Annotated in this window: 18 protein-coding genes; 11 read left to right on the forward strand and 7 right to left on the reverse strand. The window is 72.6% G+C overall.

Going from position 1 to position 18763, the window contains the following annotated elements; all coding sequences use genetic code 11:
* Nucleotides 1-144 precede the first annotated feature (144 nt).
* The 5 genes from AOK18_RS12570 to AOK18_RS12590 are packed head-to-tail and all read left to right on the forward strand — an operon-like array spanning nucleotide 145 to nucleotide 4301.
* Nucleotides 145-705 carry an RNA polymerase sigma factor gene (locus AOK18_RS12570; RefSeq protein ID WP_055575212.1) on the forward strand — a complete coding sequence of 187 codons (561 nt, stop codon included), beginning with the start codon at nucleotides 145-147 and terminating at the stop codon, nucleotides 703-705.
* Complete coding sequence (locus AOK18_RS12575) at nucleotides 702-1511, forward strand: cupin domain-containing protein (RefSeq protein ID WP_055694392.1); 810 nt, start codon at nucleotides 702-704, stop codon at nucleotides 1509-1511. The genes AOK18_RS12570 and AOK18_RS12575 overlap by 4 nt, the downstream gene beginning before the upstream one ends.
* Complete coding sequence (locus tag AOK18_RS12580) at nucleotides 1508-2341, forward strand: ABC transporter ATP-binding protein (protein WP_055572173.1); 834 nt, start codon at nucleotides 1508-1510, stop codon at nucleotides 2339-2341. The genes AOK18_RS12575 and AOK18_RS12580 overlap by 4 nt, the downstream gene beginning before the upstream one ends.
* Nucleotides 2338-3735, forward strand: coding sequence for a hypothetical protein (locus AOK18_RS12585; protein WP_055694393.1), 1398 nt, complete (start codon nucleotides 2338-2340; stop codon nucleotides 3733-3735). The genes AOK18_RS12580 and AOK18_RS12585 overlap by 4 nt, the downstream gene beginning before the upstream one ends.
* Nucleotides 3732-4301 carry a hypothetical protein gene (locus AOK18_RS12590; RefSeq protein WP_055694394.1) on the forward strand — a complete coding sequence of 190 codons (570 nt, stop codon included), beginning with the start codon at nucleotides 3732-3734 and terminating at the stop codon, nucleotides 4299-4301. Before AOK18_RS12585 ends, AOK18_RS12590 begins: the two co-directional genes overlap by 4 nt.
* Nucleotides 4302-4397: 96 nt before the next feature.
* Here the strand turns inward: AOK18_RS12590 and sbnA are convergent, their stop codons facing one another.
* From sbnA to AOK18_RS12620, 6 genes are all read right to left on the reverse strand, one after another.
* Nucleotides 4398-5441: a 2,3-diaminopropionate biosynthesis protein SbnA gene (gene sbnA, locus AOK18_RS12595; protein WP_055694395.1), complete on the reverse strand. Its 1044-nt coding sequence runs from the start codon at nucleotides 5439-5441 to the stop codon at nucleotides 4398-4400.
* 41 nt (nucleotides 5442-5482) lie between these two features.
* Nucleotides 5483-6553 (reverse strand): 2,3-diaminopropionate biosynthesis protein SbnB, encoded by a 1071-nt coding sequence (sbnB, locus tag AOK18_RS12600; protein WP_055570419.1) that lies wholly within the window; start codon nucleotides 6551-6553, stop codon nucleotides 5483-5485.
* A complete protein-coding gene (locus AOK18_RS12605; protein ID WP_055694396.1) occupies nucleotides 6550-7557 on the reverse strand; it encodes a TauD/TfdA family dioxygenase in 1008 nt (335 codons plus the stop codon). Before AOK18_RS12605 ends, sbnB begins: the two co-directional genes overlap by 4 nt.
* Before the next feature lie 36 nt (nucleotides 7558-7593).
* Nucleotides 7594-10866: a non-ribosomal peptide synthetase gene (locus tag AOK18_RS12610; RefSeq protein ID WP_055694397.1), complete on the reverse strand. Its 3273-nt coding sequence runs from the start codon at nucleotides 10864-10866 to the stop codon at nucleotides 7594-7596.
* Nucleotides 10867-10869: 3 nt separating this feature from the next.
* Nucleotides 10870-13470, reverse strand: a complete 2601-nt coding sequence (locus tag AOK18_RS12615) for a Pls/PosA family non-ribosomal peptide synthetase (protein WP_055694398.1) — start codon at nucleotides 13468-13470, stop codon at nucleotides 10870-10872.
* A gap of 383 nt (nucleotides 13471-13853) precedes the next feature.
* Nucleotides 13854-14219, reverse strand: coding sequence for a hypothetical protein (locus AOK18_RS12620; RefSeq protein WP_055694399.1), 366 nt, complete (start codon nucleotides 14217-14219; stop codon nucleotides 13854-13856).
* A gap of 431 nt (nucleotides 14220-14650) precedes the next feature.
* Here AOK18_RS12620 and AOK18_RS12625 point away from each other — a divergent pair, with 431 nt between their 5' ends.
* The 6 genes from AOK18_RS12625 to AOK18_RS32515 all read left to right on the forward strand — a co-directional run bounded on the left by AOK18_RS12625 (nucleotide 14651) and on the right by AOK18_RS32515 (nucleotide 17406).
* Nucleotides 14651-15148 (forward strand): DUF2975 domain-containing protein, encoded by a 498-nt coding sequence (locus AOK18_RS12625; RefSeq protein ID WP_055570414.1) that lies wholly within the window; start codon nucleotides 14651-14653, stop codon nucleotides 15146-15148.
* Nucleotides 15148-15372: a helix-turn-helix domain-containing protein gene (locus AOK18_RS12630; RefSeq protein WP_055570413.1), complete on the forward strand. Its 225-nt coding sequence runs from the start codon at nucleotides 15148-15150 to the stop codon at nucleotides 15370-15372. The genes AOK18_RS12625 and AOK18_RS12630 overlap by 1 nt, the downstream gene beginning before the upstream one ends.
* 162 nt (nucleotides 15373-15534) lie before the next feature.
* Complete coding sequence (locus AOK18_RS12635) at nucleotides 15535-15744, forward strand: hypervirulence associated TUDOR domain-containing protein (RefSeq protein ID WP_055570412.1); 210 nt, start codon at nucleotides 15535-15537, stop codon at nucleotides 15742-15744.
* A 116-nt stretch (nucleotides 15745-15860) separates the two neighbouring features.
* Nucleotides 15861-16388, forward strand: coding sequence for a DUF488 domain-containing protein (locus AOK18_RS12640; RefSeq protein ID WP_055694400.1), 528 nt, complete (start codon nucleotides 15861-15863; stop codon nucleotides 16386-16388).
* A 7-nt stretch (nucleotides 16389-16395) separates the two neighbouring features.
* On the forward strand, nucleotides 16396-16680 hold the full coding sequence (locus tag AOK18_RS12645; RefSeq protein ID WP_055694401.1) for an MGMT family protein: 285 nt from the start codon (nucleotides 16396-16398) through the stop codon (nucleotides 16678-16680).
* A 282-nt stretch (nucleotides 16681-16962) separates the two neighbouring features.
* Nucleotides 16963-17406 carry an ATP-binding protein gene (locus AOK18_RS32515; protein ID WP_240503159.1) on the forward strand — a complete coding sequence of 148 codons (444 nt, stop codon included), beginning with the start codon at nucleotides 16963-16965 and terminating at the stop codon, nucleotides 17404-17406.
* Nucleotides 17407-17712: 306 nt separating this feature from the next.
* Here AOK18_RS32515 and AOK18_RS12655 read toward each other — a convergent pair whose 3' ends face one another.
* On the reverse strand, nucleotides 17713-18567 hold the full coding sequence (locus tag AOK18_RS12655) for an MEDS domain-containing protein (RefSeq protein ID WP_157865083.1): 855 nt from the start codon (nucleotides 18565-18567) through the stop codon (nucleotides 17713-17715).
* Nucleotides 18568-18763 lie beyond the last annotated feature (196 nt).

An 18763-nucleotide genomic window follows, 5' to 3' on the forward strand; every position in this document is an offset into this window, starting at 1 on the left:
GCCCGGAACGCACCCCGGCACCGCTTTTCCCGCCTTCGCCGACGCCGGCCCCACCGCCGCACCGGGGCACGCGCGGGCTGCTGGGATGTGACGGGCGTCACGGCGGAGGGAAAACCCGCGACCCGGCCCGGGCGTCTAGCGGGTGTGAGATCAGTCAGAGCAGCGCCGCACGAGGTGGACGAGGAACGGCTCGTCCGGCTGGTGGCACGGGGCGACCGTGCCGCGTTCGAGGAGTTGTACCGGCGTACGTCGCCGTGGATGGCGGTGCGGCTGCGCCGCCGGTGTGCGGACGAGCAGATCGTCGCGGAGGTCATGCAGGAGACCTACTTGGCGGTGTGGCGTGCGGCGGGTGCGTTCGCCGGTGCCGCGGTCGGGGGATCGGCCACCGGGTGGCTGTGGACGATCGCGGCGCGCCGCCTGGTCGACGCGTTCCGGCGCAGGGCCCACCACGCGGAACCGCCGCCGGCCGCCGCCGTGCCCGACGCGGCGCCCGCCGCCGAGGAGGAGGCCCTCGCGGCGACCGTCGGCGGTGACGTCGGGGACGCGCTGCGGCGCCTCGCGCCGGAGCTGAGACAGGTACTGCAGGCCATGGTGCTCGACGGGCTGTCCGTCCGGGAGACCGCGGTCCTGCTCGGACTGCCTGAGGGCACGGTCAAGACCCGTGCCCGCCGGGCCCGGATCGCGATGCGGAGGACACTGGCATGACCGCGGAACACGCGTCGGCGCGGCTCATCGAGGGGTACGCGCGCGGCGGCACGGACCTCGCCGCCGACGAGGTGTGGGCCGTGGAGGCCCACCTGGAGGCGTGCCGGGTGTGCCGCGACCGGCTGTCCGCGACCGTCGGCGCCGAGGTGCCCGCCGTGGCGTCGCTGGTCGACACCGTGTGGTCCGGCCTCGAACCCCTGCTGGCGGTCACCGCCACGATGCCGCGCGGACGACGCCGGCCGGCGCGGTGGCTGACGCCCACGACGGCGCCGTGGCCGGCCATGGTCGTGGGTGTGACCCTGTCGGCCCTGCTGCTCGACCTGGCCGGCACCGGTTTCGGCGAGGTGTCGCTGGTGCTGCTGGTCGCGCCGGTCCTGCCCGTGCTCGGTGTCGCGGCGTCCTGGTCGCGCGGCCTGGACCCGGCGTACGAACTGACGGTCTCGGCGCCCAGGGCCGGGCTTCCGCTGGTGCTGCGGCGCACCGCGTCCGTGCTCGGCGCGGTCGTCCCCGCGCTGCTGGCGGGCGGATGGGCGACGGGGGTGTCGGCGGCCCAGTGGCTGCTGCCCTGCCTGGCCTTCACGGCGGCGACGCTGGCACTCGGCGGTGCCGTCGGCGTGACCCGCGCCGCCGCCGTGCTGGCCGCCGTGTGGGCCGCCGTGATCGTGGCGCCGACCCTGGCCACCAGCCGTACGGCCGCCGCCCTGCAGACGGGCGGCCTGCCCGCGTGGGGACTGCTCCTCGTCCTCGGCGTCGGCGTCGTGATCGCCCGCAGGGACGCGTACTCCGTGCTGGGAGCCCATCGATGACCACCGGAAAGGAACACCGCATGACGTCCGCAGCGAGCGCGGCCGACCTCGCACCGACGGCCTACGCCTGGGAGATCCGGGCCACCGGGCTGAAGGTCAGGGCCGGCAGGAGACGCATGGCCGTCGACGGCCTCGACCTGGCGCTGGGCACCGGTGTACACGGACTCCTCGGCCCCAACGGGGCGGGCAAGACCACCCTCATCCGGGCCCTGGCCACCGTGCTGCGCCCCGCAGGGGGCACCCTGGAGCTGCTCGGCGAGTCCGCGGGCGGCAGGAGCGGGCACCGTGCGCTGCGCCGCCGGATCGGTTACCTGCCGCAGGAGTTCGGCTACTACAGGCGCTTCACGGTGCGCGAGTTCGTCGAGTACATGGCGTGGCTGAAGGAGGTGCCGAAGGCGGAGGTCCCCGCGGCGGTGCAGCGCGCCGTGGAACGGGTGGGTCTGGCGGACCGCGCCGACGAGAGGATGAAGGCCCTCTCGGGCGGCATGGTGCGCCGGGTCGGCATCGCCCAGGCCATCGTCAACGACCCGGTGATCCTGCTGCTGGACGAGCCCACGGCCGGCCTGGACCCGGCACAGCGGCTGCGGTTGCGAAAGCTGCTGCAGGAGCTGGGCACGGACACGTGCGTGGTCGTCTCGACCCATCTGGTGGAGGACGTCGCCGCCGCCTGCACCGACGTGGTGCTCCTCGACGAGGGCCGGCTGGTCTTCCAGGGCACCCCGGACGACCTGGCCGCGGCGGGCGGTCCCGGGCACATGGGCGACAGTCCCCTGGAGCGCGGCTACTCGGCGCTGCTGCGGGGCCCCGGCCGGGAAAGGGGCGCCTGGTGAACACCCGTGTCCTGCGCATCGAGCTGAGGCGCTCCGTCGCCCCGTGGGCCGGCGCCCTGGTCCTCACGAGCGCGCTGGCGTTCCTGTACCTGCTGGACGCCGCGTGGTGGAGGGGCACCACGGCGTGGACGGCCCAGTGGACGTCCCTGGCGATGTGGACCCGCAGCCTGCTGTTCTACCTGTGGCCGCTGGCCGTGGGGCTCGGGGCGCTGCAGGGCCTGCGCGACCACCGCTCGACGATGCCGGAGCTGCTGACGACCACGCCGCGGCCCGCCCGGCACCGCGCGGCCGCGACGGCGGGCGCGACGGCGATCACCCTGACCTCGGCCTTCGCGCTCCTCGTCCTCGTGGGCGGTGTCCAGGTGCTCGCCCGCACCGGGTACACGCATCTCGGATGGCTGCCGATCTCGCTGGTGGGAGCACTCTTCCTCGTCGCGGGCGCGCTGCTGGGCATGGGGGCCGGACGGGCCCTGCCGTCCGTGCTGACCCCGCCCGCGCTGGCCATGGGCGCTTTCGTCTTCACCGCCCTCATGCACATGTCGCTGGGACGGACCGTGACGACCACGGCGGAGGGAGTCCAGAGCACGGAGCCCCGCCGGATCTCCCTGCTGTCACCGGCGGTGGAGGAGGTGCGCAGCGCGCTCCTCACGCTCTCCGCCCCCGTGCACGCCGGGCAGACGGTCTGGCTGCTCGGCATGGCCGCGACCGGCTTCGCGCTGCTGATCGCCGCGACCCGGCGTGCCCGGCTGATCGCCCTGACGCCCGTCCTGGCGGGCGCGGCGATCGCCCTCCTGGTCCTCCCCTCCGACCCGCGCCGGATGTACGTCGTCGACGAGGCCGCCGCGGAGCCGGTGTGCGACGGCCCGGTGTGCGTGACCACGACGCACCGGACACGACTCGCCGACCTCGCGGGCCCGGGCAAGGAGGCACTGCGCCTGCTGCACGGCGCCCTGGGCGACCGGGCCCCGGTCTCGGTCCGGGAGAACTCCGCCGTACTGCCGGACGGCGCCGTGCCGCGGTGGTCCGGCGAGACCGTGCTCTTCGACTTCGACGACGACACCGTCGCCGCGGCGAAGGGCGGGGAACTGACCCGGGCCCTGATCGCCGAAGCCATGGTGCCGGGGTGCACCCCCGTGGGCTGGAGCAGTTGGGGCACCGAGGATTTCGCGCGGGCCGTCGCGGTGGGCTGGGTCCTCGGGGAGCCCGGGCCGCTTCCCGCCACGGAGTCGGCGGATCTGCGCAGGGAGGCCGAGGCGGAGACCCGCCCGGTGTGGAAGGAACTCCAGGCGCTGCCGCGGGCCGAGCAGCTCTCGCGGATCAACGCGATGCGCGCCGCCGCGCTCTCCTGCGAGGGCGACGCCTTCGAAGCCCTGTCCGGCGGTGCGTCCCGGTGAGATGGCTGACGCTGTACGCGCGCTCACGGCAGGTGCCCGCGTCGCTCGCCACGACAGTGGTCGGCGCGGTGACGGCATGGGTGCTCGCCGGGGACGGGGCGCCCGGGGATCCGCGGCTGCCCGTGCTCGTCCTCGCCCTGGGGGCGATGGCCGCCTCGATCGGGCTCGGCGGGCAGGACCTCGCGCTGGACCGGACGGCCGCGATCCGCTGGGCGCCGCGCAGGGCGGCCCACGTGCTGCTCGCCGGCGCGGTCGTCTGCACGGTGCTGCTGACCGTGCAGACCGTGGGCGAGGACACGGTCGCCCTCGCGTTCGTCGTCCGGGACGGCGCCGGCCTGATGGGACTGGCCGCCCTGGGCGCGGCGCTCTCGGGCGGCCGGTACGCGTGGACGCCGCCGTTCGCCTGGCTCTCGTTCTCGTTCTTCGCCCCACCCCCGACGAGCGCGCCGATGCAGGTGGCGACCTGGATGCTGCTGCCGCCCGGCACGCCGGCGGGCACCTGGACGGCTCTGGTCCTCGCGGTCGCCGGCACCGCGGCCTACGCCGTCGCGGGACCGGGACGATGACCGGACCGGGACACCGGACCGGGACACGGCAGTGATCGAGCACGGCCCCGTGAGCACCGCGGCCCGCCGCGACGCTCGCGGGGGCCGCGGTGTCCGTCACTGCCGCCGTCGCCGGTTCGCGGGCGGGGGGTTCCCCCGGAGCGTGGGCACCGGACCGGCTGCCCAGGGGCCGCCGGCCGTCCCGTCGGGGTCGAGCGTGTCCTCACCGTAAAGATCGTGCAGCCAGTTGGACTGGTAGATGGTGTCGAGGTAGCGCTCGCCGAGGTCCGGGGCGATGGCCACCGCGGTGGGTTCACGCGTGCCGTGCTCGTCCAGCCAGCGCATCGCGCCGCTGACGACCGTGCCGGTGGAACCGCCGAAGAGGAACCCGCGTTTGGCCAGGCGGTGGCACGCACGGATGGTGTCCGTCTCCTCGACGCGCACCACCTCGTCCACGTAGGACTCGTCGAGCAGCGGCGCAGGCATGCTCATGCCGAGCCCGGGGATCATGCGGCGGCCCGGCGCACCGCCGAAGGTCACCGAACCGACGCTGTCCACCGCGACGACCCGCACCGGCCGGTGCCACTGGCGGAAGTACCGTGCGCAGCCCATCAGGGTCCCGGTGGTGCCGGCGCCGACGAACAGGACGTCCAGGTGCGGGAAGTGCTGGACGATCTCCGGTGCCGTCCTGCGGTAGTGCGCCTTCCAGTTGTTCGGATTGGTGTACTGGCTGAGCCACACGTACCGGTCGTCGGAATCGCACAGCGCACGGACGTAGTCGATCCGCGCCCCCAGGAAGCTTCCCTCGGCGTCCAAGCCGGTGATGACGTGCACCCGGCTGCCCAGTGCCTCCATCAGGAGTCTGGTCGACAGGTTGCAGCGGGAGTCCGTCACGCACAGGAACCGGTAGCCCTTGCTCGCCGCGATCATGCTCAGTGCCACGCCGAGGTTGCCGGACGAGGACTCGACCAGGATCGAACCCGGTTCGAGGTCCCCGTCCCGCTCGGCGCTCTCCACCATCTCGGTCGCGGCCTTCAGCTTGATCGAGCCGGCGAAGTTGAAGCCCTCGCACTTCAGGAACAGGGAGTGCCCGAAGATGGGCTCCAGGTCGACATAGAGCTGGGACTCGTTGAAGGCGTGGGGAGCGGATATGACGGGCACGACGGCCTCCTCCTCATCTGCCGCAGGGCGCTCTCGGACGGTTATCCGTAACGGCGCAGTTCGTGGAAGAAGCCGTCGATGACGTGCAGTTCTCCGGAGCGGACCAGGTCGTCGTAGACGTACTTGCCGACCGCGAGGTCGAGCACCCCGAGACCGAAGGGCGAGAACACCACCGGGCGGTCCGCCGGCACGCTCACCCGTCCGGCCAGCACGTCGTCCAGCGTGCCCTGCAGGAAGTCCCGGCCGCCCGTGAGCCGCTCGGCCAGGTGCGGCGAGGTGTCGGCCTTCAGGCAGTGCTCGACGTCGTCCACGATGTTGGCCGAGGCGAGGACGACCTCCGGCGCGAGGTCGCGCAGGGACACGTGCAGAACCACGGGATGGTGCGAGAACCACGCGGGGTCGCCGACGTGCGGCGCACCGGCGACGGTGGCGAAGACCACCAGGTCGCTGCTCCGGATCAGCTCCTCGGCGCTGTGGTGCACCGTGATCCGGCCGGTGGCGCCCGACTGCTCGAGGTAGCGGCAGAACCCGGCCGCGCTGTCGGCGGCCAGGTCGTGTACGCCCGTCTCGTCGAACGACCAGCCGGTGCCGGCCAGGAACGTGTGGATGTAGCGGGCGATCAGGCCCGTCCCGACGAACCCGACGCGCGCGGGCCGCGGCCGGTCCCGGCTGAGCCGGTCCGCGGCCAGCGCGGCGGACGCGGCCGTCCTGGTGGCGCTGATGATGGAACTCTCCATGCAGGCGAACGGGTAACCGGTGTCCTGGTCGTTGAGGATCAGCACGGCGGACGCCCGCGGAATGCCGGCCCGGACGTTCTCCGGGAAACTGGAGATCCACTTGACGCCGTCCACCCGTACGTGCCCGCCGAGCGAGGCCGGCAGCGCGATGATCCGGGAGGCCGGACGGTCGGGGAAGCGCAGGAAGTACGACGGCGGATTCACCGAGTCACCGGCCCCGTGCAGCCGGTAGACGGCCTCGGCCAGTTCGACGAGCTGCTTCTCGCGCCCCTCCAGCACCTGCTGGACCTGGGCACCGGAGATCACCGCGAAGGGCCGCACGGGGGGCGGCCCGCCCGTCGCGGACGCCGTCACGGCAGTGGGGACGCTGGTCATCGGGCGGTCACCTCGAAGGTCGGCGAACAGTCGGACAGTCGTACCGGGTCGGCCATCGCGACGAGCACGTCGCGCGGGCCCTCGAAGGGCTCCCGGCTGTGCGCTGTGCGCAGGTTGTCGACGATCATCAGGTCGCCGGCCTGCCACGGCTCGCGTGCGGTGCGGGTCTCGTAGACCTCGTTGAGCAACCGCACCACGTCCTCACCGATCGGGTCGCCGCCTCCGAACCGGGTGTTGAACGGCAGTCCGTCGGCGCCGTAGACCTCGACGAGGTACTCGCGGACCTCGGGGGCCAGGGTCCACTCATTGAGGAACGCGACCTGGTTGAACCAGCAGCGCCGCCCGCTGACCGGATGGCGTATCACGGCGCTGCGGCGCTGCCTGGTGCGCAGGGTCCCGTCGGGCTGCCACGCGCACTCGATCGCGTGGGCACGGCAGTAGTCCTCCACGGCGCCCCGCTCGTCGGTGCCGAACGCCTCGGCGAGGGACGACCCGATCTCGTCGTTGTAGCTTCGGGTGAGCAGCCAGCCCTCCCGTTCGAACCGTTCGGTCAACGCGGTGGGCAGTTCCTCGAGCACGGCCGCCGCGTCGGCCACTCCGGTCGCCCCGCCCCGGTGGGGCGCGGTGAGGCAGGCGAGCAGCAGCATCCCGGGGAACTCGAGCGTGTAGCTCTGCTCGTGGTGCATGCACATCGGCTGGTTCTGCGGCCACTGGGCCGAGGAGTACACGCCGTCGGCATGGGTCCGCCGGGGCGCGAAAGCCTCCCTCTCGGCCGTCAGCCCGGTGCTCAGCCGCTCGAAGACGGCCCGTGCTCCGGCCACGTCGCGCAGCCCGAGGCCGCGGACCAGGACGCAGCCGTGCTCGGCGACGACGGCGCGCAGCGCCTCCCGGTGCTCGGCCGCCCAGCGCGGTGCGTCACCGGTGGTGTCGGCCCTTAGCACCGGGGGCCGGCCGGGCCGGAGTTCGACCTCGTCGAGCAGCAACGTCGGGAACGTGGAGGACATCCTGTTCTCCTTTCGGTGTGCGGCCGTGTGCACCGCTCAGGAAGAGGGCAGCGGTTCGGCGGTGCGCAGCACGGCCTGTGCCGCCTCGGCGGGACGGTTGCGCGGGAAGTAGTGGCCGCCCCCGGCGAGTTCGTGCAGGTCGACGTGGGCCGCGAGGAGCTCCCAGTCGCGGTGGCGCCGCAGGTGACCGGCCGTCAGCGGATCGTCGGCGGCGACGACCACGGTGAGCGGCACGGACAGCCTCACCGCCGGGGGAGTGGCGAGGAGATCCGCGAAATAGCGGTGCGCGGACACGCAGTCGTGCCGATAGGCCGCACCGATGTGCTCGGCGCGTCGCGCATCCAGCTCGTGGAGTCCGGGGTGGCCGCTGTCCGCGCTCAGCTTCGCGGCGATCTCGGCGTCGCTCAGTCCGGTCAGCTCGGTGACGGCTTCGCGCCGGCCGGCGGCGGTGCCGAGCAACTGCGCGCCGATGAAGACCCGTCGGACCTCCACCCCGCACTCGTCCAGCCGCCTGGCCGTCTCCACGGCGGAAGCCGCGCCCGACGAGTGACCCCACAGCAGGATTCCACGCAGGCCACGTCCGGTGATCTCGGCGACGACCCGGTCGACCACCTCCGTCATCGACGCGAAGGGCTCGCTCCCGGCGGCCACGTCGTGACCGGGCGCCTCGACGGCGTGGACCGCGAGTCCGCTGCCGCGCAGCGCCCTGGCCATCGGCTGGAAGTTCACCGCGTTGCCGCCGGCGTGGGGGAAGCACACCAGCGCACCGGCCGGCGCGCCGTCCGGTGCGCACAGCGGCTGGAGCAGTCCGGAACGCCGAGCGGACCTGCCGTCGACCAGTGCGGCCAGATCGGCGAGCACCGGATGGCCGGTCACGTCCTTGAGCGACACCGTGCGGTCCAGGGCGATCGCCAGCCGTACGGCCGACAGCGAGGTGCCGCCCCGGTCGAAGAAGTGGTCCCGGCGGTCGATCCGGGCCCGGGGGATGCCGAGCACCTCCGCCCAGGCGGCCGCCAACCGCCGTTCGGTCGGCGTCCCCGGCACGTGGAGGTCCTCCTCGCCGTCCCCGACGGTGTCCGCTTCCGTCGCGAACGCCGCCAGCGCCCTCTTGTCGATCTTGCCGTTGGCGGTCAGCGGCAGCCTTTCCCGCCAGTGGAAGGCGGACGGCACCATGTACTCCGGCAGCGACTCGCCCAGCCGGTCCCGCAGCTCCTCGACGCGGAGCGCTCCGGGGCCGGAGCAGAAGGCCACGAGCCGTTTGCTCCGGTCGGGCCGCTCGGCGGCCACCACCGCGGCGTCGCGGACGCCGGGCACCCGCAGCAGGGTGTTCTCGATCTCGCCGGTCTCGATCCTGAAACCACGGATCTTGACCTGGGTGTCGCGACGCCCGAGGAACTCCAGCTTGCCCTCGGGCAGCCAGCGGCCGTGGTCGCCACTGCGGTAGAGCCGGGATCCCCCGCGGTGCGGGTCGGGCAGGAAGGCCCGCCGGGTGCGGTCGGGGTCGTTGACGTAGCCGCGGCCGACGCAGACGCCGGAGAAGACGATCTCGCCGGGGGCGCCGAGCGGCACCGGGGACAGGTGCTCGTCGACGACGTAGACGTGGACGTTGCCGACGGGGGGACCGAGCGGGACCCGCTCCCGGTCCGGCACCCGGTCCAGGACCTCGTGGTGGGTGTCGTCGCAGGTCTCGGTCAGTCCGTAGGCGTTGACCAGCTTGACGCCGGGCATCGCCGCGAACCAGCGCTGGGTGAGCTCCTTCTTCAGCGCCTCACCGGTGACGGACACGCACCGCAGGGCGGGCAGCTCGCACGGGTGCCGTTCCAGGTACGTCAGGACGGCTTCGAGGTACGACGGCACGACCTGGAGCACGGTGACCCGGTCACGGGCGATCCCGTCGACGAACCGCCGGACGTCCAGGATCACCTCCTGCTCGACCAGCACGGTCCGCCCGCCCACCAGGAGGGCGGACAGCAGCTGCCACAGCGAGATGTCGAAGCACTGGGGGGCGGTCTGGGCGACCACCTGTCCCTCGCCGACGTCGAGCCCCAGGTCATGGATCTTGGCGTGGAGGTGGTTGAGCATGCCCGCGTGCTCGCACATCGCCCCCTTGGGCTCTCCGGTGGAGCCGGAGGTGAAGTAGATGTAGGCGAGTTGGTCCGGTGCGACGGCGATGCCCGGGCCGTCGTCGCGCTCGCTCTCCTCGTACGCCGTGCCGATGAGGAGTTTTTGGACTCCCGGCAGTGACTCCAGGGCCCGGTCGAGCGAGCCGGTGCTTGCGGGCTCGGTGAGCACGAGCCCGCACCCGGCGCGGGAGAGCATGGCCGCGATGCGCTCGGCCGGGAAGTGCGGCTCGACGGGCAGGTACACGCCCCCGGCCTTGAAGACCGCGAGGACGCAGGCCATCCAGTCCAGGTTCCTCCCGGTCACCACCGCGACGACCCCTTCGCGCCGCAGCCCCCGCGCCACCAGGGCCCGTCCCAGCCGATTGGCCCGTGCGTCGAGCTCCCGGTAGGTCCACTCCCGGTCGCCGTGCACGGCCGCGACGGCGTCCGGGTGCAGCCTCACCCGCTGCTCGAACAGCTCGTGCGTCCGGGCGTCCGGCAGGGTACGGCGCGGCCCGGCCAGCCCTTCGACCTGGAACCGGAGCTCCTCGTCGGAGAGCAGGCTCTGCCGCGCGTGCTCGGCGTCCGGATCCGCGGCCATGAGGGCGAGCGCGGTGAGGTGGTAACCGGCGATCCGGGCGGCGTGGTCCGCGTCGAGCACGTCGGTCCGGTACCGCGACCGCAGCACGGGCCGGCCCCCGCGCTCCGAGAACGCCACCCGCAGCACGGTGCCCGCGTCGAGATCGCCGGGGCCGGAGGCCGGACCCGGATCGAGGACGGTCTCGGCCGGCGGTCCGGCGAGGCCCAGCTCGCGCCCGAGGTCGTCGACCGGGAAGTCCTGGTGCGCCCGCAGGTCCGACACGACGCGACGGGTCTCGGCCAGGAGCGCCCGCCATGATGCCGGTGCGGTCGTCAGCCGGCAGGGCAACGGCCGGCCGCCCTCCTCCACGACGTAGCCGGTCGTGACCTCCCGCTCTCCCGACAGCGCGGCGAGCACCTTGGCGTGCGCGGCCAGCAGCACGGAGCCGAGGGGGGTCATGAGTTCCTCCGCCGACCGGCGCAGGACGTCCATCACGTCATCCGGAACCGCCGCCTCGTGCTCGCCGACGCCCCTCACCGGTCGGAGCGTCCACCGGGGGATCGCGGTGGATCCGCCGGTGAGGAGCACACCGCGCCAGAATTCCCGGTCCGTCACTCGCGTCACCATCGATCAGTCCCTCTCCGCACTCGCCGCGGCCGCCGGGTCCGTCGCCGCCGGCCGGGCCGCGTCGCTCATCTCCGTGGCCGGGTTGCCGCCCCACCGCGCGTTCCGCGGGACCTCCTCGCCCTTCATGAGGAAGGAGTCGGGCGCGAGCACCGAGCCGTCGCCCATCGCCACCCCGTAGTGGACGTGGGAGCCGACGCCGAGCGTGCACCCGTTCCCCAGCGTGCTGCGGTCGGACTTGAAGGTGCCGTCCTCCTGGGAGTGGCACTGGATCTTGCTCCCCGCGTTGAGGGTGCAGTCGTTCCCGATGGTGGTGAGCATCCGCTCCGTCAGATAGCAGCCGTCGTCGAAGACCCTGCTGCCGAGCCGGACCCCCAGGAGCCGCCAGATCACGTTCTTGAAGGGGGTGCCGTTGAAGACGTCGAGGTACTCGTCGGGCACCTTCCACAGGCGCTCGTGCCACCAGAAGTACGGGTCGTAGATGGAGCACAACCGCGGTCGCAGCCCGCGGAAGGCCACGATGGCACGCTCCACCAGCACGAAGTAGAGGGGCGTGAACGCCAGGGTGGCCACCAGGAACGCCGCGATCGCCGCATGTCCGAAGGAGCCGTACAGCTCGACGTCCGCGAGGGCGAGCACCGTCAGGACGAAGAAGAAGAACCAGCGCACGAGCAGGAAGAGCACCATCGACCGGATGTTCCAGCGGTTCTTGGCGGCGAGGTTGCGGCGCAACTCGGCCCCGGTCCGCAGGTGGTCGAACCGCGAGTCGCGCTCCACCGACCGGGGGATCTCGAAGCACGGCGAGCCGAGCAGGCCCACCCCCTTGCGCACCTCGCCGTCGAGGGGAACCATCACCTTCGTCGCGAGGAGACAGTCGTCGCCCGTCCTCGCCCCGGACGGATAAGCGATGTTGTTGCCGAGGAAGTTGTGCCGTCCGATCGACGCCCGGGAGATCCGGAAGGACGTGCTGGAGAAGTCGGCGTTGACGATCGACAGGCCGTCGGCGACCATCGTGCCGCTGCCGACGGAGCACAGGTACGGGGTCTCGTGCTGCACTTCCGTGCCGAAGTTGGACCCGGTCTGCTCCACCCGGGACAGGTCGTACCCGAGCCCGCGCAGATAGGGGACGATGTAGGAACTGTCGCCGAACAGCCAGGTGAAGAACTTCACGTTGGTGATGCGCGCGATCGCCCGGTGCGCCGAGTACTGGAGACCGTACAGCGGATACACCCTGCCCGGCTCGACGAACAGGTTCAGCAGGCGCGGCACGGTGAACAGGGCGACGGCGCCCACGACGACGAAGCCGAAGAACAGGACGCAGGAGATGATCAGCGCGTGGACGTAGAGCCGGGACGCTCCGAGTCCCGCCGCTCCCGGTGCCAGCCGGTCGTTCAGCGCCGGGACTTCGGTCGACAGCATGTACAGGCCCCCGACGGCCAGCGGAACGGACAGGAGGAACAGCTGACCCACCGTGGCGAGACCGAAGCCGAACCGGCGCAGAGTGCCGCACCTGGCGGGCGGGACCCGCACGTAGTCGAGCTCCGTGCGCTGTGCCGGAGATCCGTGCCACCGCTGGCCGCCGGGGACCGCCTGACCGCTGTGCAGTGACGACGCGTGACCGAGCTGTGCCCCGTCGCCCATCGACGTGGCGATGTCGAGCACGGTCTTCTCGCCGATGAACACGTTCCGGCCGAGGGTGACCGGACCCGTTTCGATGCGGCCGGCGTGTGCCCGGTAGCACAGGAGGAACGACTCCTTGCGGATCACCGTGCCGGCGCCGACCGTGAGCAGGTCGGTGCAGACCGGAACGCTGCGCGAGAGGATCGTGACCCCCGCCCCGATGCGCGCGCCGAGCGCCCTCAGGTAGAGCACGTACAGGGGATTTCCCACGAAGAGGACCATCGGATTGGCGTGGAGCAGCACCTTGACGGTCCAGAAGCGCAGATAGGCCAGACTCCAGACCGGGAACTCGCTTTCCTTCCACCGGCCGACGAGGATCCATTTGGCCGCGACCGGGAAGGCGCACATGCCGACGAATCCGGCGCCGCCGAAGACGACCGACCGCACGTAGACGTCCGCCGCGTTCGCGCCGGCGGAGATCCACGCGTAGCCCTGTGCGACGAGGAGTGAGACGAGGAAGGAGTATCCCAGGAAGAGCAGGAACTGCAGTGTTCCGCAGAGGACGTACTGCGGCGTACCGACGGGAGGCGCGGCCCTCGAGGGGGCCGGAGCCGGCGGGTCGACGAGGACGGGTGCGGGAGCGACGCCGGTTCCGGTGCCGTTCCCGGCGGTGGCGAGCGCCGCCGCCAGGAGACGGATCGTCCGGTGGCGGTAGATGTCCTTTATCGACACCGACGGAAGGTCCGGCCGTTTCCTGACGCGCGCACAGAACTGCGCCATCACCAGCGAATTGGCGCCGAGGGCGTCGAAGAAGTTGCTGTCGACCGGCACCCGGTCGACGCGCAGGACGCCGGCGAGCACCTCGGCGAGGCCCCTTTCCGTGTCTGTCGACGGGGTGTTCTCCCGCGCCGGCCCGTGCATCCCGGGTCCGGTGGCTCCGGACCCGTTCGGCACGGTCGTGGGGGACTCGGCGGACTTCTCCAGCATGCAACCTCCTTGAGCACTCACGGAGCCGTCACGCCCCGGTCCTTGCGGTCCACCGGGGAAGGCCCTCCGGCCCGGTCGCGGTGGCGCGGCACGGGGAGTCGTCGACGCCGGAGGACTCGGTCGCGACGGCCTCGGTACCGGGCGCGCGGAGCGGGTCCGGGGCACCGGACGGGAATTCGTGGCGAGGGGGACGGAGAGCGCCCGGCTCCCCGCGGGGCTTCGGCGGTGCGGGTGAACGCCGCGGCGCTGCCGTCCCCCCCCGGTCCCGGACCGGCGGCACGTCCGCGGGAGGTGCCCGGTGAGGGGTGTCCCGACTGCCGTCCGCGCGTCGACGGCGAGACGGACGGGGGCGGAACGGCTCTGCTGCGGCTCCCGACGCGGGCCTAGTCGCGGCAGTGCCGGTTGAACGCCTGGCGGAACGCGGTGTCGTACGCGGCCCGGTATCCGTCGCGGTAGCCGCGCCGGTAGTCGCGGTTGCCCTGACGGGTCCGGTCGTCGTAGGTGTCGCGGTAGTCGCAGTGGCGGCCGTCCCTGCGGCCGTCACGGAGCCCGTCGCGGAGTCCGTCGCGAACTCCGCGGCGGTAGTCGGCGATCGAGGCGGGTGCCGAGGACGGGCCGGCCTCCGGTGCCGCTGCGGCCGTGGTCCCGGGAGCGGCGGAGGCTTGCGGGACCGTGGCCGATGGGATCGCGAAGGCGGTGGCGAAGACGAGCGGACTCACGAGCGAGACCGCGATCTTCCGTACGCGCATGACGATCTCCTTCCGGTGGTGGGACTTCGGGAAAGCCCGGCCGCACCACCCAGGCGATGGGAAGAAACGGGGGGTCCCCCGCAGACGACGCTGCGTGGAGGGGAGGACGGCCGTGCCGGTGGTCGCCTTGCGTTTCCTGTGTTCTCCGGGCAAAGGCGGGGTTTGCTCATGACACGGCCCTCATTCCTTGGTACAGCACTTCCGCCTGCCTGTCCTGTTGTCGGCGACGCGCACGGACCTGAGCACCGGCGGCCACGCCGGGCTCCGGCCGCTGCCGGCAGCGCCGTGACCGCGGGGCCCGGCTCCCGCATCCGCCCCGGGACGCCAGGGCGGCGCCCTGGAGCGGACGAAACGGCCCGGGCTCACGCCACCCTTGCTTCATCTATCGTTTCTCGATAGATTTCGATCGTTGATCGAGTGAAGGAGGGGTTGTGGGAAAGCTGACCGTGCTGGCCCTGCGTGCCGTACTGGTGGTGCTGCTCGCCGGCTCGGCGTTCGTGCAGGCGGTCATGGTGCCGCTGCTGGCCGCGGACTTCGACGACGCCGGCGCGGCCCTCGCGTCCGTGCGGACACCGGTGATCGTCATCGTCGTGCTCGGTGTCGTGACGGCCCAGGTGGTACTCGTCTGCGTGTGGCGGCTGGTGACGATGGTGCGGCGGGGAACCGTGTTCTCCCTCGGCGCCTTCCGGTACGTGCACGTCGTGATCGGCGCGTTCGTCGCCGCCGCGCTCCTGGTGTTCGCGCTCGCGGTCGTCCTGGCACCGGGCGAGGCCGTCGCGCCGGGCGTCGTCCTGCTGCTGTGCGGGGTCGTCGTGGCGATCCTGGGGATCGCGCTGGTCGTGCTCGTCCTGCGGATGCTGCTCGCCCAGGCGGTCGCACGCGACATCGAGGCGGCGCGGATGCGGGCCGAGCTGGCCGAGGTGATCTGATGCCGATCGTCGTCGACATCGACGTGATGCTCGCGAAGCGCAAGCTGTCCGTGGGCGAACTCGCCGAACGCGTCGGGATCACCCCGGCCAACCTGGCGGTGCTCAAGAACGGCCGCGCCAAGGCGGTGCGCTTCACGACGCTCGCCGCGCTCTGCGAGGTGCTGGAATGCCAGCCGGGTGACCTGCTGCGCTGGGAGGCCGGAGCCGCGGACGCGGGCGGCTGAGACGGCCGTCCGAGGCCCGTGAGGCGGACACGGCCGGGTCCGAAGCGGTGACGAGCCCCTTCGGGAGGCGTCGGACGGGACGCCGGTGGTACTCGTCCCGTCCGGCGCCGGAACCGATCCGGCTGCCGGTCCCGGGAGAGAGCGAAGCGGAGGGAGCCGGAAGTGACGGAGAAGTTCGACGTCGGGGACCACGTGCGGTGGAATTCGGAAGCCGGGCAGGTGGAAGGAGTCATCATCAAGAAGCACACGCGCGACGTGCAGTACAAGGGTCATACGCGCCACTGCTCGGAGGACGAACCGCAATACGAGATCAAGAGTGACAAAACCGACCACGTCGCCCTGCACAAGGGGGCAGCGCTGACCAAGCGGTAGAGAGGAGGATCCGCGGACATGGCACACGGGTTTCCGAAGCACGCACCGGACAGCGGTGGGCGCCGCCGGCCCGGCGAACCGGCCGGAGGATCGCGCGGCCCGGGAGGGGCGGCGGGATGACGCACCGCATCCATACGGTCGGACACTCGACACGCGACTTCGAAGAGGTACTGGGACTGCTGCGAGCCCATGACATCACCTGCTTGGTCGACGTCCGCTCGTACCCGTCGTCGAGGAAGTACCCGCAGTGGAATCAGGACGCGATCGTCGGCGCCCTCCCGTCCGACATCGCATACCGCTGGATCGCCGAGCTGGGCGGCCGGCGGCACACGCCCAAGGGCGTCCCGAGCGAGAACGGCGCATGGCGCGTGAAGGGTTTCCGTGATTACGCCGACTACATGGCCGGTGAAGGGTTCGCGGAAGGCCTGGGCGAACTGCTCGAGCTGGCCGAGGACGAACGGCCGGCCATCATGTGCAGCGAGGCCGTGCCCTGGCGCTGCCACCGCAGGCTGATCTCCGACGCGCTGATCGTCGCCGGCGCCGAGGTGGTGCACATCATGTCGGGTACGACGTCACGACCCGCCGTCCTGAACGAGCACGCACGGGTCAGCGACGGGCGCCTGACCTACCCACCGACCACCTGAGGCCCCCATGAATCTCATCGACGACGTCCGGGAAGCCGTCCTGGCCATCCCGGCCGGCTCCGTCGCCTCCTACGGAGACATCGGCAGGAGGATCGGCGTCGGCCCGCGGCAGGTGGGGCGGGCCATGAGCCTGCTCGACGGGAACGTGCCGTGGTGGCGTGTCGTCCACGCGGACGGAACACCCTCCACCTGCCATGACGGACAGGCGCCGGAACTGCTCGGCCGCGAGGCGACGCCCATGCGCGGCACGCGCGTGGACATGCCACGGGCACGGCACCGCTGGTCCCCGTGACACCTCCCCGCGTGCGCGGCCGGCCGGTGGGAGCCGGGGCGTCGGCGGCGGGACCGCCGACGGCGTGGAACCGTCCGACCGGTTCTGTGACGACTGCGCCGACGACGGCCGGGTATATGCGGGAAGTATCGCCGGGCCGCTCGGCCGCCGGGTGTCCCGGCGCCGGGGGACGGGCCAGTGTTCCGTGCTCCACGGGGGAGTCACGCGACGGTTGTGCGGGATGGTGAGTTCGAGCTGAATGATTCACGCCTCAGGCAGGTATGTGCCGACGACGATGTGCGGGTGCTCTCCGTGACGTTCGAGCGCCACGGGTTCCGTGCCGCCGACGCGCGCGACGCCGTGCTCGGTTTCCTCGCCGGTCCGCCGGACGGCGGGGGACCGGAGCTGCCGGTGCGCGTGGTGGAGGCGGCGCAACTGGTGGTGAGCGAGCTGGTCACCAACGCGATCAAGTACGGTTCCGGGGCCATGGAACTGTCGTTGGTCCTCGCCGAGGGCACGTTGTCCGTCACCGTGCGGGACGGCGGAACGACGCTGCCGAGGCTCTGGTCCGCCGACCCCCGCCGGGTCGGCCGGCACGGTCTGGAGATCGTCGCGGCGCTGAGCCGGGACGTCGAGGTCCGGCGGGAGCCGGCCGGCAAACGCATCACCGCGCGTATCCCGCTGGAGGAGCCGGTCCGCGCGGGGAGCCGGGCGGACCGGTCAGGTGCGCGGCCGGTGCCCCGGTGAGTGAGTGGTGCGGGGCGGGGCCCCCGGGGCCCTCCGTCCGGGCGAGGCCGATGGGGAGGCGCACCGTCGTACCGTCCTGGCCGGTGTGCGCTTCGAGCAGGTCGCACAGCTGACGCACCGCCCACATGCCGTACCCGCGCTGCTGCGGGCCGGGCGGGAGGCGGCCCAGGTACCGGTCCGCCCCGCCGCGGCCGGTGCTGGTGACGTCGCACACGACGCGCCGGCCCACACGGCGGACCGCTGTGCGCCCCGTGCCGGTGCGCCGGCCCACGGGTGCGGCCGGGGGCGGTGCGGCGCGGCGGCCGGTCACGCGGGGGATTCCCGGGCGGTGACCACCAGGGCGGGGATCTCGTCGAAGCCGGCCATGCCGATCACCCGGCGGAGCAGGGGCGCGAGCTCCACGACGTGCAGCCGTCGGCCGTCCTCCAGCCGCGCGGCGGCGCGGGCCAGCGCCCGTACACTGCTCAGGTCGATGAACTCCAGCGCCCGCATGTCCACCTGGATGTCGCCCGGCCAGGCCGACGCCGTCTCCAGGGCGTCGGCGAGGGCGTCCGTGGTGCGGTGGTCCACGCTGCCCACCACACGCAGGCTGCGGCGTCCTCCCCGGAAGGAGGGAACGAGCCGCAGCGTGCCGTCGTGATGGAGCGGCTCGGGCTCGACCGCCCCCGGATGACAGTCGTACAGGTGGCCCAACCGGTCGGGGGCGAAGCGGCGGGCGTCGTACTGGCAGACGGCGGAAGCCCGCCGGCCGGTGAACACCCGGTTGACCTCGGTCTCGTAGGCGGCGAGCCGGTCGGCCCCGGGCACCCGGCGAAGCGCCCAGCCCATCTCGCCGCTCACCCGGAATCCGGTGCAACCGGCCGTCAGGGACTGGTCCACCTCCCGCTCCAGGGCAGCCACCATGCCGTCGGCGTCGAACGAGCCCGTCGCCAGGTAACTGTCGTCCGCCGTGGTCACCACGAGCCGGCCCCCCTCCACGGCAGGACGGGGATCGGTGCCGGACGCGGCCAGCCAGTCGAGGACCTCTCGGGGAGCGAGCCGGTCGGCGAAGTACACGACCCGTTCACCGCGGTGCAGGCCGGCCGTCAGGTACGCCGTCACGACCCGGCGCTGCTCGGCGTCGTCGGTGAACGCCAGACACAAGTGATCCCCATGGTCCATGTCCTGGACCCGGCGGTCCGCACCCCCGTACGTGATCACCCCGGCCTCCCGCCCTCCCCGGCCGACCCGGTCCGCTCGGAGCACTCCCGCGCCGCGCCACCCGCATGACCGGACAACCGTGTGCCGGACACGGTATCCACTGCCGGGGCACCGGGACGCGGCGCTCGGTGGCCGGCCGGGAACCGGACGTGCGGAC

This window comes from Streptomyces prasinopilosus (assembly GCF_001419695.1).
Classification (GTDB): Bacteria; Actinomycetota; Actinomycetes; order Streptomycetales; family Streptomycetaceae; genus Streptomyces; species Streptomyces prasinopilosus.

What these genes read in the sequence shown, in the direction of transcription:
- AOK18_RS12645 (WP_055694401.1), top strand. Translation starts at nt 16,396, where the DNA reads ATGAATCTCATCGACGACGTCCGGGAAGCCGTCCTGGCCATCCCGGCC.
- AOK18_RS12620 (WP_055694399.1), bottom strand. Translation starts at nt 14,219, where the DNA reads ATGCGCGTACGGAAGATCGCGGTCTCGCTCGTGAGTCCGCTCGTCTTC.
- AOK18_RS12640 (WP_055694400.1), top strand. Translation starts at nt 15,861, where the DNA reads ATGACGCACCGCATCCATACGGTCGGACACTCGACACGCGACTTCGAA.
- AOK18_RS12630 (WP_055570413.1), top strand. Translation starts at nt 15,148, where the DNA reads ATGCCGATCGTCGTCGACATCGACGTGATGCTCGCGAAGCGCAAGCTG.
- AOK18_RS12615 (WP_055694398.1), bottom strand. Translation starts at nt 13,470, where the DNA reads ATGCTGGAGAAGTCCGCCGAGTCCCCCACGACCGTGCCGAACGGGTCC.
- AOK18_RS12610 (WP_055694397.1), bottom strand. Translation starts at nt 10,866, where the DNA reads ATGGTGACGCGAGTGACGGACCGGGAATTCTGGCGCGGTGTGCTCCTC.
- AOK18_RS12580 (WP_055572173.1), top strand. Translation starts at nt 1,508, where the DNA reads ATGACCACCGGAAAGGAACACCGCATGACGTCCGCAGCGAGCGCGGCC.
- sbnB (WP_055570419.1), bottom strand. Translation starts at nt 6,553, where the DNA reads ATGACCAGCGTCCCCACTGCCGTGACGGCGTCCGCGACGGGCGGGCCG.
- AOK18_RS12605 (WP_055694396.1), bottom strand. Translation starts at nt 7,557, where the DNA reads ATGTCCTCCACGTTCCCGACGTTGCTGCTCGACGAGGTCGAACTCCGG.
- AOK18_RS12655 (WP_157865083.1), bottom strand. Translation starts at nt 18,567, where the DNA reads ATGGACCATGGGGATCACTTGTGTCTGGCGTTCACCGACGACGCCGAG.
- AOK18_RS12575 (WP_055694392.1), top strand. Translation starts at nt 702, where the DNA reads ATGACCGCGGAACACGCGTCGGCGCGGCTCATCGAGGGGTACGCGCGC.